This is a genomic window from Nioella nitratireducens, from assembly GCF_001879715.1.
Classification (GTDB): Bacteria; Pseudomonadota; Alphaproteobacteria; order Rhodobacterales; family Rhodobacteraceae; genus Nioella; species Nioella nitratireducens.
Genome location: NZ_MNBW01000017.1, coordinates 17,531 through 32,730 on the forward strand (window position 1 = coordinate 17,531; position 15,200 = coordinate 32,730).

Genomic DNA, 15,200 nt, shown 5'->3' on the forward strand with positions numbered 1-15,200 from the left:
TTACCCGACCGACCCCTCCAGCGAGATCGCCACAAGCTGCTGCGCTTCCATGGCGAACTCCATCGGCAGGGCTTGCAGCACCTCCTTGCAAAAGCCGTTCACCACCAGCGCCACGGCCTGTTCCTCGTCCATGCCCCGCTGGCGGCAGTAGAACAGCTGGTCGTCATCGACCTTGGACGTGGTCGCCTCATGCTCAACGCGCGCCGAGTTGTTCTTGACCTCGATATACGGCACCGTATGCGCCCCGCACTGATCGCCGATCAGAAGGCTGTCACACTGGGTGTAGTTGCGCCCGTTCTTGGCCTTGGGGTGCATCGAGACAAGCCCGCGATAGGTGTTCTGCGCCTTGCCGGCGCTGATCCCCTTGGACACGATCCGCGACTTGGTGTTCTTGCCAAGGTGGACCATCTTCGTGCCGGTATCGGCCTGCTGCATGTTGTTGGCGATGGCGATGGAATAAAACTCGCCCTGGCTGTCATTGCCGCGCAGGATGCAGGACGGGTATTTCCAGGTGATGGCCGAGCCGGTCTCGACCTGCGTCCACATCACCTTGGACCGGTCGCCCCGGCAATCGGCGCGTTTGGTCACGAAATTGTAGATCCCGCCACGGCCCTCCTCGTCGCCCGGATACCAGTTCTGGACAGTAGAATACTTGATCTCGGCATCTTCCAGCGCGACCAGCTCCACCACAGCCGCGTGCAGTTGGTGGGTGTCGCGTTGCGGCGCGGTGCAACCTTCCAGATAGGACACGTAGCTGCCCTTGTCGGCGATGATCAGCGTCCGTTCGAACTGGCCGGTGTTTTCAGCGTTGATGCGGAAATAGGTCGACAGTTCCATTGGGCAGCGCACGCCCGGCGGCACGTAAACGAACGACCCATCCGAGAAGACCGCGCTGTTGAGCGTGGCAAAGAAGTTGTCGGTGATCGGCACGACCGAGCCGAGGTATTTCTTGACCAGCTCGGGGTGTTTCTGGATCGCCTCGGAAATCGAGCAGAAGATCACGCCCGCCTCTTCCAGTTCCTTCTGGAAGGTGGTGCCCACGGACACGGAGTCGAACACCGCGTCGACGGCGACCTTGCGGCCTTCGGCCGGGGCCTCGTCTGCGCCTTCGACGCCGGCAAGGATCATCTGCTCTTTCAGCGGAATGCCCAGCTTTTCATAGGTCGCCAGCAACTTGGGGTCGACCTCGTCCAGCGACTTGGGCTTTTCGGCCATCGACTTGGGTTTGGCGTAGTAATACTGGTCCTGATAGTCGATCGGCGGATAGTGAACCATGGCCCATTCCGGCTCGGCCATCAGCTTCCAGCGCTTGAACGCCTGCATCCGCCAGTCGGTCATCCATTCCGGCTCGCCGTTTTTTTCCGAGATCAGACGAACGATGCTCTCGTTCACGCCCTTGGGGGCGTAGTCCATCTCGATTTCAGTCTCCCAACCGTATTTGTACTTGCCGCCCATGGCCTGGACGGTTTCCACGGTCTCGCGGTCGACGCCTTCGCGAACTTCGGTTTCAACGGCTGACATGTCCACTTCCCTTGTCTCGCACCCATTGCCTTTGGGGCGCGTTTCCTCGTGCCGTCAATTGGCACGCCTGTTCGTCCTACTTGACGCGCGACAGGTGCTTGTCCCGGGCCGCGCACCAGGCCTTGCTGAAGCGCAAGACCTCGTCCTTAGTCGTGTCGGGCCCGATCGAGATGCGGATCGCGCTTCCCGCCTCCCGCTCGTCATGACCCATGGCGCGCAACACCGCGCTCGACGCCACCTTGCCGCTGGAACACGCCGACCCCGCCGAAACGGCAAACCCGGCAAGGTCCATCTGCATCACCTGCGTCTCGCCTTTCCAGCCCGGCGTAACCAGACAAGTGGTGTTCGGCAGGCGATCAGCGCCTTTCCCGACCAAAATAGTTACATTTCCGTCGAGGTCCAGAGAGTTTTCTAGAATATTTCTAAGTTGAGCGACCCTCTCCCACGCACCATTGGCCAGATCTTGTGCTGCCGCCTCTGCCGCAGCCCCAAATCCTGCAATTCCGATCAGGTTCTCGGTGCCAGAGCGGCGGCCCATTTCCTGCCCGCCCCCCTTGATCCGCGCCTCGACATCCAGTCCCCGGCGCAGCACCAGCGCGCCGATTCCCTTCGGGCCGCCGATCTTGTGGGCCGAGATCAGCCCCATATCGACACCCGACCAGTCGAAGGCCAGGGGCAGCTTGCCGAACCCTTGGGTCATGTCGCTGACCGCCAGCCCCTGTGGCAGCGGCTGGATCACCCCGGTTTCCGAATTGGCCACTTGCAGCACCGACCGGGCCGGATCGCCGACCGTCACCCTGCCCTGCGCGTCCACCGGCAGGTCCTGCGCGATCCACGATCGCACCGCGTCATGCTCCACCCCCGCCCCGTGCAGGCCGCGCCCGGCCAGCGCCAAGGCAGCGGCCTCGGTCGCGCCAGAGGTGAAAACAATGTCGCTGGCCTGCGCGCCGAAGGCCTCGGCGACCTGCTGGCGAGCGGTTTCAATCAGCCGCCTGGCCGCGCGCCCCTCGGCATGAACCGAGGACGCGTTGCCCACCAGGTCCATCGCGCGGATCATGGCGTCGCGGGCCGCGGGCCGCAGCGGGGCGGTGGCGTTCCAGTCCAGATAGGCGCGGCGTTTCATGATGTCTCTCCTTGAAGTCGGAACACAAGCCGCGCGGCCGCGCCGCGAGCCATCCCTTCTTCTTGGTCCAAATACTCCGGGGGGTCCGGGGGGCTGGCCCCCCGGCGGATCGCCGCCGCAGGCGGCGAAACCACCCCTCGCCATGCTATTCGGCGAGGATAACACTCACCCGACGGTTCTGGCGGCCCTTCTTCTCGATCTTGCCAAGAGTCACCTTGCCGATCTCGCCCGTGCTTTTGACATGGGTGCCACCGCAAGGTTGCAGGTCGACCTGCCCCTTGCCCTCGCCGATGCGCACCAGCCGCACCCGGCCAGAACCGCGCGGGGGCTGCACGGACATGGTTTTCACAAGGCCCGGATTGGCGTCCAGCTCTTCATCGGTGATCCATTCCTCGGTCACAGGCAGGTCGCGGTCGATCAATGCGTTCAGTTGCCCCTGCACGATCAACTTGTCGTCGGGCGCCTCGGGCATGTCGAAATCGAGCCGTCCCTTTTCGGCCCCGATGGCCCCGCCCGTCACCGGCAGCGGGATTACCACGGACAGCAGGTGCAGCGCCGTGTGCACGCGCATATGGGCAAACCGCCGGTCCCAGTCGAGCCGTTGCTCGACCGTCGCCCCCACGGGCGGCAGGCCCGCGGGTTCGGCGGGCACAAGGATGATCTCTCCAGTCTCACCCTTGACAGTGGTGGCCACCGTCAGGCGGCCGCCGTCCCAGTCGAGCGTGCCGCTATCGCCGGGCTGGCCGCCGCCTTGGGCGTAGAACAGCGATGCATCCAGCACCACGCCGCCTTCATCGGTCAGGCGCAGCACCGTTGCGGGTGCGCTCTTGCGATAGGCGTCTTCCATGAAAAGCTGCCTGGTGCTCATGCCATGTCCTCCTGCGGGCTGTGCCCGTCTGTCGTGTCAGTGGTCCCGCTGCCGCCCCGCAGGGATTCGGGATTGCGCAGCCAGACATCGCGTTGCGCGAAGGGAATCTCAATGCCCTCTTCGCTGAACCGCTTGGCGATTTCGTGGTTCATGTCGCTCTTGACGCTGAGCACCCAGTTCACGTCCCGCAGGATGGCGCGGATCTCGAAGTCGAGACTGTCGGCCCCGAAGCCTTGGAACAGGATGGTCGGCGGCGGGTTGAGCAGCACCATGGGATGCGCCTCGGCCACCTCGGTCAAGATCCGTTCAACCCGTTTGGTATCGGTGCCGTAGGCCACGCCCACGGGCACGATCACCCGACCGGTGTTGTTGTGATGGGTATAGTTGGTGACCACGCCCGAGATCAGGTCGGCGTTGGGCACGATCACGTCAGACCGGTCAAAGGTCTCGATCCGGGTCGAGCGGACCGAGATTTCGCGCACATAGCCGGCGGTGGTGCCGATCTGAACCCAGTCGCCTTCCTTTATGGGCCGCTCCACCAGCAAGATGATGCCCGAAACGAAATTCGACACGATGGCCTGAAGGCCAAAACCGATACCGACCGACAGGGCACCGGCAACGATGGCGATGGAGCTGAGGTCGATCCCCGCCACCGTGATGGCAATGAGCGCGGCAAGGAAGATGCCGACATACCCGGTGCCGGTCTCGACCGCATTGCGCCCGCCTGCATCCAGCTTGGTCTTGGGCAGAACCGAATTGCGCAGCGTGCTTTGCACCAGCCGCGTGGCGGTATAGCCAGCCCCGAAGACCAGAACGAAAAGAAGGAAGCTCTTGGGGCTGATCGTGACGCCGCCAATGTTGAACCCGTTGATGACCTGTTCCCAGATATCGGCCAACTGCGCCTCGCGCATGCCCCAGATCAGGGCGAAGAACGGCACCGATACAAGGGTCAGCAGGAAGCCGAGCAATGTCGGCAACAGGGCCTCGTCCAGCCCATCTTCCCGCCCGGTCAACATGGTATAGAGATTGCCCACAAGGCGTTGCAGGATGCCCAGAACCGCCAGCAGGGCCAACGACAGGACCGCCGGAAACAAAAAGCTCGACCCGGCCGTGAAATAACCCACGGCCGCCAGAACCGGCCCGGCAAAGCCAAGCACGATCACCGCCCGACCGATGATTGAAAATACCCGTACCCGCAATGGCGCCGCGCCGTCATCGGGCTTTTGTGCCTTGCCGTTCATCACCAGAATTTGCCCAATCCGCGCCAGGAAGAGCCCCGTCAGCACAACGATCGGGAACAGCACGACCAGACGTTCTGCCGGTTCGAACCCCTCGCTGTCGGCGATCCGGTTGAGCAGTTGGCTCACCCCCATCAACAGCCCCAGCCATGCCGCGGTACGCCGCCCGCGCCGAAGGACGTGATCCGGCAGTTTCAGGGGCCGCACCGCCGAGGCCCGCGCCGGAAAGACCTGACGCGCGATCCACTGCGCCGCCATGACTTCCAGCGCGATCAAGGGGATCTGATCCAGCACGATCCCGCTGCGCATCCCGACAAAGCTGCTGGCGTGCACCGCGGCCACCAACGCCAGACCTCCGAGCGCGGGCATCGCATGTTGCAGCAGCGACAGGAAAAACACCGACAAGCGCGCGGCGGCAGAGCTTTCCTCCCGGTCGACAAAGCCCTGCATCCACAGCCCGACCCATCGCCAGCCGCGCGCCAGCAAAACCATGCCCAACAGAACGTACAACACCGCGATCGGAACGTTCCGGCTGAACTCGGCCTGATAGATCGGCGAGGTCAGCAGGCGCAGACTTTCGCTTACGAACGCGTCGAGGTAGTCGAGAACGGCGGTGATGGCACCGGGCCAGTTTTCCGGGTTGATCGGCGCCGGGGCGAGCGTCATCAGCGCCCCGGCCTGCCGTTGAGACAGCAACGAGTCGATCTCTCCGATAAGTCCCTGAGCGCGCAATAGCTCGGCCTCGGCCCGGCGCGAGGGCGCTTCGGCATCGGCAAGTCGGGTCGTCAGGTCCGCCCGTTGCGAGGCGATTTCCGCAGGTTCCGACTGCCCATCCGCAGGCGCGGGACCAAGCGCCTCGATCTGGGCGCGCAAGGTTTCGACCCGTGCTGAATTGGTGCCGGTGGCGGCCCGGAACTGTTCTCGCCAGTTGACCAGTTGCGCGCGCAGTGTCTCATAGGCCGGGTCCGATGCCCCGCCGCTGTCGATCACGCTTTCGGCGCGGTCGGCAAGACTTGTCCACTGTGTGTAGTCCAGCGTCGCCGGAGCGGTGCTGTCCTGTGCCACGGCGGGAACCGCCATCGCCAGACAGAACAGGACAAGGGCAAGTAGGCGACGGATCATCGGGGTCTACTCGAAAACAGATGGCAGCGGGCGCGGCGCGGCGTCCAGCCATGCCGGGACAGGCAGCCCTTTTTCCCGCAGGAAGGCTGGGTTGAACATCTTGGATTGGTAGCGCGTGCCATAGTCGCAAAGAATGGTCACGATGGTGTGGCCCGGGCCCATTTCCTTGGCCATACGGACCGCGCCCGCGATGTTGATGGCGGACGAGCCGCCGACGCAAAGCCCCTCTTCGGCCAAAAGGTCATAGGCGTAGGGCAGCGCCTCGGCATCGGGGATCTTGTAGCACATGTCGGGGCGGAACCCCTTGAGGTTCGCGGTTTCCCGCCCCTGCCCGATGCCTTCGGTGATCGAGCCGCCTTCGGACGCGAATTCGCCGGTCGTGTAATAGCTGTAGATCGCCGAGCCATCGGGATCGGCAAGGCCGATCTTGACCCCCTTGGGCTGTAACGCCAGTCCAACGCCCGCAATGGTCCCGCCCGAGCCGACGGCGCAGATAAAGCCATCGACCTTGCCCTCGGTCTGGTCCCAGATCTCGGGTCCGGTGGTTTCCTCATGCGCAGTGCGGTTGGCCACGTTGTCGAACTGGTTGGCCCAGATGGCGCCCTTGGGTTCCGTCTTGGCCAGCTCCCCGGCCAGCCGTTCCGAATAGCGCACGTAGTTGTTGGGGTTCTTGTAGGGCGCAGCAGGCACCTGCACCAACTCGGCCCCGGCCAGACGGATCATGTCCTTCTTTTCCTGGCTCTGCGTCTCGGGAATGACGATTACGGTCTTGAACCCCATCGACGCGCCGACCAGCGACAGGCCGATGCCCGTGTTTCCCGCAGTGCCCTCGACGATTGTGCCCCCCGGTTTCAGATCGCCGCGCGCCACCGCATCGCGTATGATGTAAAGCGCTGCGCGGTCCTTGACCGACTGGCCGGGATTCATGAACTCGGCCTTGCCATAGATCTCGCACCCGGTGGCCTCGCTCACCTTGTTCAGGCGGATCAGGGGCGTGTTGCCGACAGAGGCTGCGAGGTCTTCTTTGATGGTCATGGCCGGATACTCCGCATTCGGGCGCCGTCTTGCCGGGCGCGCTGGTCTGGTTGGTCAGGGATAGGCGGGCGCGGCGGCAAACTCAAGCCGGTTACAGGCCCGCGCGCAGCCTATCGCGGTTCAGGGCAAGCCATTGCACGGACAAGATGAGTGGCGCATTCGCCAACTCGCCCGTTTCGAGCATGGCGTAGAGTTGATCGAAGGGCACCAACAGATTGCGGATGTCTTCGCCCTCGTGATCCAGTCCACCCAACAAGCGGCGATTATCGGCAAGGCTGGCCAGACCGATGTAAGACACGAGGTGCTGAGAAATACCGCCGGGGCTGGGGTAATACCCCGCGACCTTGTAGAGCGTGCTCAGGTCCACATGCGCTTCCTCCAGGGCCTCGCGGTAGGCGGTCGATTCATGGGTCTCGCCAGCGTCAACAATGCCCGCCACCGGTTCCAGCAGCCACGGTTGCGGATCACCATGGGCGAAGGGACCGATGCGCAATTGCTCGACCAGCATCACCAGGTCGCGCTTGGGATCGTAGGGCAGCACGGTGACCGCATCGGCCACGCGAAACACCGCGCGGGGGCCGGTTTCCGCCCAACTGCCGTCAAAGCGGCGAAACCGCGCTTCCAGTTCCTCGACCGCGAAGAACTTCTCATAGGGGCGCTCCAGCCGCGTCACCTCGACATCCGCGCGGGTCCGGGGCGAGGATATCGCGGTCGGGCGATGCCGCGTCTCCGCCGCGACCCGCGCCTGCGCACGGGCGCGGATGATGGGGAAGCGGCGGGCGACCTCTTGTGCGGTTTCCCGGCCATAGGCGCGCATCACTTCCGCCGCCGCGATCAGGGTCAGTGGCCCCCATGTCCCGGCCCAATCGTTCAGGGCCCATGGCGCACCGGGATGCCACGGCGAATTGCCCGGCAAATAGACCTGCGCAGGTTCGGGGCCGTCCGGCCCCTCGGGGTGAATATCGACAAGGTCATAGGCAAAGGCGCCCTCGTAGAAATCGAGCCGCGCCACATCCTCGGCGCTCAGATCCCGCGCCAGACACCCCTCGGCCACCTCGCCCCCGGCCGGGATCATCATCGGAAAGCTCTCGCCCTTGGCCCAGACAACCCGATGGCCCGGTAAACTGGCCGGGATCAGGTCGAGCGGACGCCCAAGGACGCATTCCAGCAAAGGCTGGAACCGCAAGGTTCCATAGAAAAACAGAGTCGTCATGAAATCAGGTCAGCTCCAAACCCGGTTGATCAGCGACGTCAGCGCGCCGCCGATGACACCGCCCACCATAAGGACGATGAGACAATTGGTGGCCGTCAGAACCGATATCCCGTATTCAAGAAAAAGGTTGAGCGCGGCAATCACCGCTTCGCCCGGCTGGTCGTATTGCAGCCGGGTCGAACGGTAGAACATTTCGTAAAGACCAAAGGCGAAGATCGCCCAAAAGGCAATCTGCACCGACGTGCGCAGCCCGGTTCCGCTGGCCAAGGCCACCCCCTGATGCGCGTTGCCGCCCATCACCGTCCAGCCCTGTATCAAACCGATCCCGGCCACCGCCGGCGCCAGCCAGAACCGCGACAGACCGGGCGGCAACGTCTGGATCGCATAGGCCTCGGCCGCCGCATAGCCCACGGCGGCAAAGAACAGCGCGGCGAAAAGCTTGGCGGCGGTTGGCATGGTCTCAGCCCCGTCTTGTCACGGAAATCTGCGTTACATCAGTATTTCCGCACTCGAAGCTTGCAGCGCAAGAGGTCAGGTAAAAATTCCACATCCGGCGAAAGCGATCGTCAAAGCCTTGCGCGGCCACGTCGTCCCATCGTTCGTTGAAGGTTTGGTGCCAGCGGCGCAGTGTCTGGCTGTAGCTGCGGCCGAATTCATGGCTGCCGGTCAAGGCCAGTCCAGCGCGCTCGACCTGCTCTCGCAGAACGCTTGGGCATGGCAACATCCCGCCCGGAAAGATGTATTTCTGTATAAAATCAACGCCCTTGCGATAGATTGTCCAGCGCGCGTCCTGCACGGTGATGATTTGCAACGCCGCCACCCGGCCCGGTTTCAGACGGTCGCGCAGGGTGTCAAAGAAGGTGGGCCAGTATTTTTCGCCAACGGCCTCGAACATCTCGATCGAGGCGACGCCGTCGAACTGGCCACGAATGTCACGGTAATCCTGTAGGCGGATATCTACGAGGTCCGACAGCCCCTGTCGTGCCATCCGCTCAACCGCGTAATCGTGCTGCTCTTTCGAGATGGTGACGCCTGTCACCCGGCATCCACGCTCTTTCGCGGCATATTCGGCAAAGCCGCCCCAGCCACAGCCGATTTCCAGAACGTGCTCGCCCGGCCCTGCGCCGATCTTGTCGGCCAATGCCGCGTATTTCATCCGCTGCGCGGTCTCCATCGGTTCCTGCCCGGTGTCAAAGAGGGCCGAGGAATAGGTCATGCTGTCGTCAAGCCAAAGCCCGTAGAACGCATTGCCAAGGTCATAGTGATGCGAAATGTTCTTCTTCGCCTGCCGTCGGGAATTGCCCTGCAACCAAAAGCGCATCCGCTCATAGGCGCGCACAACCGCCATCCCGAGGAAGCCGTCATAGACCTCGTCATTGTCGGAATGCACTGCATCCATCAGCGCCTGCAGGTCGGGGGTTGACCAACCGCCTTCCAGATAGGCATCGCAAAAGCCAAGGTCGCCCTCGCGGATCAGGCGGGCGAAAATGTCGGGGTCGTGAACCGCGATCAACCCGACAGGGCCGGGATTGGGCCCCTCAGCGCGAAACACCCGCCCGTCCCCGAGCTGAAACTCGATCCGCCCGTTTTTCAGCCCCTTGCTGATCTGTTCGAACACCTGCACGAAATAGCGCGGCAGACCGGTTTGCCCGGTCGTGTCGGTCAATGCTTGCATCCCCGTCCCCTTGGTTCTTTGTCCCATCTTGGGCGGCAAGCCCCGGTTTTGGCAAGACTTTCTCAGCGTTTCACCGTTTCATAGGCCGCGAGCGCCTGTTTGCGCCCTTCGCCAAGCTCGATCATGGGGCTGGGGCGGTCCTGCAAATCCCAACTCAGCGGGATCGCCTGCCTGAATGCCTCGGCCCCGGTGCTGTAGAGCCAATGGGTCCGGTAACGCGCCTTGGGGTCGAATTTCTCGGCCTGCGTTTCGGGGTTGAAAATACGAAAGAACGGCGCCGCATCCGGCCCCGACCCAGCCACCCATTGCCAACCCATGGCGTTCGAAGCCGGGTCCCAGTCGGTCAGGGTGTCGGCGAACCACTGCATTCCAACCTGCCAATGGACCAGCAGATGCTTGGTGAGATAAGAGGCCACCAGCATACGCGCGCGGTTGTGCATGCGGCCCGTAACGTAAAGCTCACGCATGGCCGCGTCGATCACCTCGACCCCGGTTTGCCCTTGTTTCCAACGCTCGGCCCGCGCGCCATCGCCTTGCCACGGGAAGGCGTCCCAGTCTTCACGCCAGTTTCGGGACATGATTTCGGGCGTGTGGTACATCAGATGGTAGGCGAATTCGCGCCAGACCACTTCCTTGAGGAAATGACCGGCCCCCTTGCCGCCCCCGGCCTCTTGCGCGGCACAGCCTGCGTGCCAGCATTGGCGGGGAGAAATTTCGCCGTAGGTCAGCGGTTCCGACAGGCCCGAGGTCGCGTCGAGGTCCAGACGGTCGCGGTCGTCCTTGTAGGCGGCGACCCGCGTGTCGAGGAACCAATCGAGCCGTTTGCGCGCGGCCTCTTCCCCAAGCAACTCATGCGCGGCCACGACCGACGCCCCGCGCCGCATCGGGGCGGCAAGGTGCCATTCCTCCAGGGCCTCGCTTCTGGGCCATGTGTCGGGAAAGATCAGCCTTGGCACGGGCAATGGGCGCGCCACGTTGCAATGCTCGACCGCGCGCCAGAACGGGGAATAGACCCTGTAGGGGCCGCCGGTCTTGGTTTCGACCGTCCACGGTTCAAAGATCAGGTGGCTGTTGAAGCTTTCGACCGCGATCCCGTCCGCCTTCAGGGCCGATTTGATCCGGGCGTCGCGCGCGCGCGCCTCTGGATCGTAAAGCCGGTTCCAAACGACGCGCTTTGCCCCTGTCTCGGCAAGCAGCGCGCGCAAAACCTCCAACGCGTCACCCGTCCGCAGGATCACCCGTCCGCCCCGCCTGGTCAGCGTTTCACTGAATGTTCCAACCGCCCGGCCCCATCGAAAGGCCGGGGCCGCGCCGAGGGAGCGGACACTGCCGTCGCGGATCACCACGGGAATGACCGGTGCCCCCGCGCAATCGCTGAGCGCCGGGTTGTCAGCCAGCCGAAAGTCCCGGCGCATCCAGTAGAGTGTTGGGCTCGTGCTCATGTCCCTGCCTTTCGCCTGCGTCCGGCGTCAGCTAGGCCGGGCGGCGGTGCCGTCAACCGCCGATGCGCGCCAAAACCGACCGGGCCGCGCGCAGGCCCGGCGCCTCGCCATCTTTGCCAAGACGATCCATCGTCACCGCCATGGCTTGAGCCTGCGCAGCGCGGGCGGCCCGATCGGTTAGCAGCCGCTCGACCTCTGGCGCGATTGTCTCGGGCGTGCAGGCGGGGCCAAGCCGTTCCGGCACAGCCCGCGTCTCGGACACCAGATTGACCAGCGTTACCGTGTCGATCCGCATCTTGCGCCGCATGATCGACCATGTAATCCGGTTCATGTCGTAGCTGATCACCATCGGCGTGCCGGTCGCAGCCAATTCCAATGACACGGTGCCCGAGGCCGCCAAGGCCACGTCCGCGGCCTTGAAGGCCGCGCGTTTTTCGACGGCGAACCCATCGGTGATCTCGGTCGGGTCCAGCACGACCGGGGCCACCGGCCAATCCGCGATCTGCGCGCGCAAAGCCTCGGCCACATGGGGCACCGTCGGCAGCACCGCGCGCAGGCCCGGCAGGCGGTCGGCCAGCCGCGACAGAACCTCGCCAAAGATCGGCGCAAGGCGCCCCACTTCGCTGCGCCGCGATCCGGGCAACAGCAGCAAGAGCGGCGCGTTCGGGGCAATCCCGTGCCGGGCGCGGAACGCCGCGGCCTCGTCCGTTGTTGCCACAGGCTCGCTCACCACCGGGTGGCCCACGAAATCGCAGGTCATGCCAGCGGCTTCCATATAGGGCGGCTCGAACGGCAACAGGGCCAGCACATGGTCGATATGGCGGGCCATCTTTTCCGCCCGTTGTGGCCGCCATGCCCAAACCGACGGCGCAACGTAGTGGATGGTCAGCACCTCGGGCGCCGCGGCCTTGACCTGCTTGGCGACGCGCAGGCAGAAATCAGGGCTGTCGATGGTGATCAACGCATCCGGGCGCATGGCAACCACCGCCTCTGCCACCCGCCGCTTCAGCGCAAAGAGATGGCGCAGCTTGGGCACCACCTCGGCCAGCCCCATGACTGACAGCTCTTCCATGGGGAACAGGCTCTCCAGGCCCTCGGCCTGCATCATCGGACCGCCGACGCCGTGAAACCGCGCATCGGGGCAGAGCACCTTGAGCCCAGCCATCAGCGCAGCGCCAAGCCGGTCGCCCGAGGGTTCCCCGGCAATGAGAAAGAAATTCACGAGGCCGCCCAGAGGGCCAGACCCGAGGCTTCGCAGGCCCCGATCACGCCCTCTTGATCCAGCACCAGAACCGACCCTGCGGCGATTTCGACCCCGGATAGGCCAGCCTCTGCGGCCTTCATCACCGTGGCGGGGCCGATCGCGGGCGTGTCCATGCGCAGGTCTTGCCCCGGCTTGGGCCGCTTGACCAGAACGCCACCCGAAGCCGGCAGGGACGCCCCGACGAACCGCAGCATGGCGTCGGTGCCTTGCAGGGTTTCGATCCCGATCACCTGCCCCTTTGCCGCAACCGCCGCCTGCCCGACATCGAGCGGCCCAAGCACGTCGAGCACCGCCCGCGCCCGCGCCGCATCCGCGCGTTGCGCATCGCCCGGAGTGCCGAACACGGCACCCTCGGTCATGGCGAGGTCGGGGCGCAGGTCGAGCGCGCCAACCACGCGGAACCCGGCCTCTTCGAAAATCGCCGCCACCGTGCGCAACAAGGCGTCGTCACCCTGCCCCATCGCCGCCGCAACGCGCGGCATCAGGGTCATGGTCTCGGGGTCCATCAGCGAGGGGTCGAAGGCCGGTCGGCCAATGGCCCCGGCAAAGGCCACGTCCTGCACCCCGGCATCGCGTAACGCGGCGAAGAGTGCACCGAACTGCTCGAACCTTGCCACGATTTCGGGCGCGTCTAGCGGATCGGACTCGACCCCCTGCATCCGCACCACATGGGCCGGTCCCGACTGCAACAGCAGTCCCGGCAGCGCCCCTGCGCCTGCGATGATCGCCCGTGCCATGGTCTTTTACCTCGGTGTCAGGAACGACCGGTCGCTGTCGCCCATGATGAAATCGACGATCGCGCGCACATGGGCTGAGTCCGGGTTGTCCTCGGACAGCCGCCGCGCGCGATCCATGAAGGTACCTTCGCCCTGCGCCAGATGCTGAAACGCCGCGCGCAGGGCGGTGATTTCGCCGCGATCCACGCCGCGCCGCTTGAGCCCGACAAGGTTAAGCCCGTCCAATTCGCCGCGCGGCCCCTGAACCAGGCCGTGGGGGATCACGTCATTCGTGACCATGCTGAGCGCGCCGATGATGGCCCCCTGCCCGATCCGGACGAATTGATGAATCCCGCACAGCCCGCCGATGATCACGTCATCCTCGATGATGCAATGGCCCGCAACAGCCGCCGAGTTGACGACAATCACGCGATCCCCGATCTGCGCGTCATGAGCGATATGGCACCCAGCCATGAACAGCCCGTCATCCCCGATGCGGGTGACGCCACCGCCGCCCTCGGTGCCGCAATTCATCGTCACTGTCTCGCGGATGCGGTTTCTCTTGCCGATCACCAAACACGACTTCTCGCCCCGGAACTTGAGATCCTGCGGGATTTCCCCGATCACCGAGAAGGGAAACACAACGGTTTCTTCCCCGATCTCGGTCCGGCCGGTCACAACGACATGGGACTTCAGTTCCACCCCTCGGTGCATCACGACCTCGGGGCCGACCACGGTAAACGGACCGACCCGGCAATCCGGGCCGATCACCGCCCCGTCCTCGATCAAGGCCGAGGCGTGAATCTCGGCGCTGGAATCAATGGCCATCGGGTTTACTCCTCGGCGGGCAGATCCATCATGGCGGTGAACTCGGCCTCGCAGGCCAGCTCGCCCTCCACTTCGGCGCGGCCCGAGAATTTCCAGACCTTGCCGCCGGGTTTGCCCCGGGTCACGGTCACGTGCAACTCCAGCACATCACCGGGGCCGACCTTGCGGCGGAACTTCGCCTTTTCGATATTCATGAAGTAGACGAGAAAGTCCTTGTCCGCGAGATCGGCGGACACGCCCACCATCACTGCCGCGGCCTGCGCCATCGCCTCGATGATCGTGACACCCGGCATGATCGGCACACCTGGGAAGTGGCCCTGAAAATGCGGCTCGTTCATGGTCACGTTCTTGATGCCGACCGCGCTTTTGAACGGCACGATATCGCGCACCTTGTCGACCAACAGGAACGGATAGCGGTGCGGGATAATCCGCTGGATCAGGTCGATATCGGCGGTGGTGGGGGTCTCAGCCGTCATGGGCAGCGGTCCTTCTTGCATCTTGTTGGGCGGGTGGTAGCAACTCGGCCCCGACCCGGCAAGCGGCGTCGCCGCCTTACTGCTCGGGCGCGGTATCCGCCCGCAACTGATCGAGGATCGGCTGCTCACCGCCATCGCCCAGCTCCCGATTGATCCGGGCCAACGCCCGATCGGTGATATCGGCACCTTCCGCAAGGTAGATCACCGCCCGCGAATCCAGAACCGCCGCCGCCCCCTGATCGCGCAACAGATCGCGCAGGATCGGCGTGGTCAGTTGAACGAAGCGCCGTTCGGCGGCATCGGCCAAGGCGTTCAACTCGCGCAGGCGTTCGTCCTGCGTGGTGCGGATGTCTTCCACCCGCGCATCGAAGGCATCTGCCAGCGGTTGGAATTCCTCGGCGCTCATCTCGCTGCGTTGCTGGGTCAGTTGCTGCTCTTCCTCCAGCAAGCGCGCCTCGATATCGCGGTTTTCCTGCGCCAGATCGGTTGACGCGGTTTCCAGTTCGGCCTGCACCCGCTGACCATAAAGCGACTCTGAAAACAGGCGGTCCTGATTCAGCACCACCACGGGCGGGCCGTCGATGGTGCCGAAGGACAAGGGCTGCGCACCCGCACCGCCGCCTGTCATGGCCAAGGCCAGACAAACGGCGGCGAGATACGGAAACATGCGCATGGGTTG

14 protein-coding genes are annotated in these 15,200 nt (G+C 64.4%); all 14 read right to left on the reverse strand.

Translation table 11 applies throughout. From position 1 onward, the window contains the following. The 14 genes from sufB to BKY27_RS15615 all read right to left on the reverse strand — a co-directional run bounded on the left by sufB (position 1) and on the right by BKY27_RS15615 (position 15,194). Positions 1-1,521, reverse strand: a complete 1,521-nt coding sequence (sufB, locus tag BKY27_RS15550) for a Fe-S cluster assembly protein SufB (RefSeq protein WP_071675408.1) — start codon at positions 1,519-1,521, stop codon at positions 1-3. Between the two features lie 76 nt (positions 1,522-1,597). Beyond that, on the reverse strand, positions 1,598-2,644 hold the full coding sequence (locus BKY27_RS15555) for a cysteine desulfurase family protein (RefSeq protein WP_071675409.1): 1,047 nt from the start codon (positions 2,642-2,644) through the stop codon (positions 1,598-1,600). A gap of 145 nt (positions 2,645-2,789) precedes the next feature. After that, positions 2,790-3,512 carry an alanyl-tRNA editing protein gene (locus tag BKY27_RS15560; RefSeq protein WP_071675410.1) on the reverse strand — a complete coding sequence of 241 codons (723 nt, stop codon included), beginning with the start codon at positions 3,510-3,512 and terminating at the stop codon, positions 2,790-2,792. Beyond that, a complete protein-coding gene (locus BKY27_RS15565; protein WP_071675411.1) occupies positions 3,509-5,872 on the reverse strand; it encodes a DUF3772 domain-containing protein in 2,364 nt (787 codons plus the stop codon). Before BKY27_RS15565 ends, BKY27_RS15560 begins: the two co-directional genes overlap by 4 nt. A gap of 6 nt (positions 5,873-5,878) precedes the next feature. After that, positions 5,879-6,907, reverse strand: a complete 1,029-nt coding sequence (locus BKY27_RS15570) for a cysteine synthase A (RefSeq protein WP_071675412.1) — start codon at positions 6,905-6,907, stop codon at positions 5,879-5,881. A gap of 91 nt (positions 6,908-6,998) precedes the next feature. Continuing rightward, a complete protein-coding gene (locus BKY27_RS15575; RefSeq protein ID WP_071675413.1) occupies positions 6,999-8,120 on the reverse strand; it encodes a gamma-glutamylcyclotransferase in 1,122 nt (373 codons plus the stop codon). Positions 8,121-8,129: 9 nt separating this feature from the next. Beyond that, a complete protein-coding gene (locus BKY27_RS15580) occupies positions 8,130-8,576 on the reverse strand; it encodes a TrgA family protein (protein ID WP_071675414.1) in 447 nt (148 codons plus the stop codon). Between the two features lie 4 nt (positions 8,577-8,580). Continuing rightward, positions 8,581-9,795: an SAM-dependent methyltransferase gene (locus tag BKY27_RS15585; protein ID WP_071675415.1), complete on the reverse strand. Its 1,215-nt coding sequence runs from the start codon at positions 9,793-9,795 to the stop codon at positions 8,581-8,583. Between the two features lie 62 nt (positions 9,796-9,857). Continuing rightward, positions 9,858-11,237: a cryptochrome/photolyase family protein gene (locus BKY27_RS15590; protein ID WP_071675416.1), complete on the reverse strand. Its 1,380-nt coding sequence runs from the start codon at positions 11,235-11,237 to the stop codon at positions 9,858-9,860. Positions 11,238-11,289: 52 nt separating this feature from the next. Continuing rightward, the gene (gene lpxB, locus BKY27_RS15595; protein ID WP_071675417.1) at positions 11,290-12,459 is read right to left on the reverse strand and encodes a lipid-A-disaccharide synthase; all 1,170 of its coding nucleotides are present in this window, start codon (positions 12,457-12,459) and stop codon (positions 11,290-11,292) included. Beyond that, positions 12,456-13,238 carry an LpxI family protein gene (locus tag BKY27_RS15600; protein ID WP_071675418.1) on the reverse strand — a complete coding sequence of 261 codons (783 nt, stop codon included), beginning with the start codon at positions 13,236-13,238 and terminating at the stop codon, positions 12,456-12,458. Before BKY27_RS15600 ends, lpxB begins: the two co-directional genes overlap by 4 nt. A gap of 6 nt (positions 13,239-13,244) precedes the next feature. After that, positions 13,245-14,045, reverse strand: a complete 801-nt coding sequence (lpxA, locus tag BKY27_RS15605; RefSeq protein WP_071675419.1) for an acyl-ACP--UDP-N-acetylglucosamine O-acyltransferase — start codon at positions 14,043-14,045, stop codon at positions 13,245-13,247. A 5-nt stretch (positions 14,046-14,050) separates the two neighbouring features. After that, entirely contained in the window at positions 14,051-14,521 is a 471-nt protein-coding gene (gene fabZ, locus BKY27_RS15610) for a 3-hydroxyacyl-ACP dehydratase FabZ (protein ID WP_071675420.1), read from the reverse strand. Positions 14,522-14,597: 76 nt separating this feature from the next. Next, entirely contained in the window at positions 14,598-15,194 is a 597-nt protein-coding gene (locus BKY27_RS15615) for an OmpH family outer membrane protein (RefSeq protein WP_071675421.1), read from the reverse strand. Positions 15,195-15,200: the final 6 nt, after the last annotated feature.

Coding starts and splice junctions, on each gene's coding strand:
- BKY27_RS15600 (WP_071675418.1), bottom strand. CDS start 13,238: ATGGCACGGGCGATCATCGCAGGCGCAGGGGCGCTGCCGGGACTGCTG.
- fabZ (WP_071675420.1), bottom strand. CDS start 14,521: ATGACGGCTGAGACCCCCACCACCGCCGATATCGACCTGATCCAGCGG.
- BKY27_RS15615 (WP_071675421.1), bottom strand. CDS start 15,194: ATGCGCATGTTTCCGTATCTCGCCGCCGTTTGTCTGGCCTTGGCCATG.
- sufB (WP_071675408.1), bottom strand. CDS start 1,521: ATGTCAGCCGTTGAAACCGAAGTTCGCGAAGGCGTCGACCGCGAGACC.
- BKY27_RS15555 (WP_071675409.1), bottom strand. CDS start 2,644: ATGAAACGCCGCGCCTATCTGGACTGGAACGCCACCGCCCCGCTGCGG.
- BKY27_RS15575 (WP_071675413.1), bottom strand. CDS start 8,120: ATGACGACTCTGTTTTTCTATGGAACCTTGCGGTTCCAGCCTTTGCTG.
- BKY27_RS15580 (WP_071675414.1), bottom strand. CDS start 8,576: ATGCCAACCGCCGCCAAGCTTTTCGCCGCGCTGTTCTTTGCCGCCGTG.
- BKY27_RS15585 (WP_071675415.1), bottom strand. CDS start 9,795: ATGCAAGCATTGACCGACACGACCGGGCAAACCGGTCTGCCGCGCTAT.
- BKY27_RS15565 (WP_071675411.1), bottom strand. CDS start 5,872: ATGATCCGTCGCCTACTTGCCCTTGTCCTGTTCTGTCTGGCGATGGCG.
- BKY27_RS15560 (WP_071675410.1), bottom strand. CDS start 3,512: ATGAGCACCAGGCAGCTTTTCATGGAAGACGCCTATCGCAAGAGCGCA.
- lpxA (WP_071675419.1), bottom strand. CDS start 14,045: ATGGCCATTGATTCCAGCGCCGAGATTCACGCCTCGGCCTTGATCGAG.
- BKY27_RS15570 (WP_071675412.1), bottom strand. CDS start 6,907: ATGACCATCAAAGAAGACCTCGCAGCCTCTGTCGGCAACACGCCCCTG.
- BKY27_RS15590 (WP_071675416.1), bottom strand. CDS start 11,237: ATGAGCACGAGCCCAACACTCTACTGGATGCGCCGGGACTTTCGGCTG.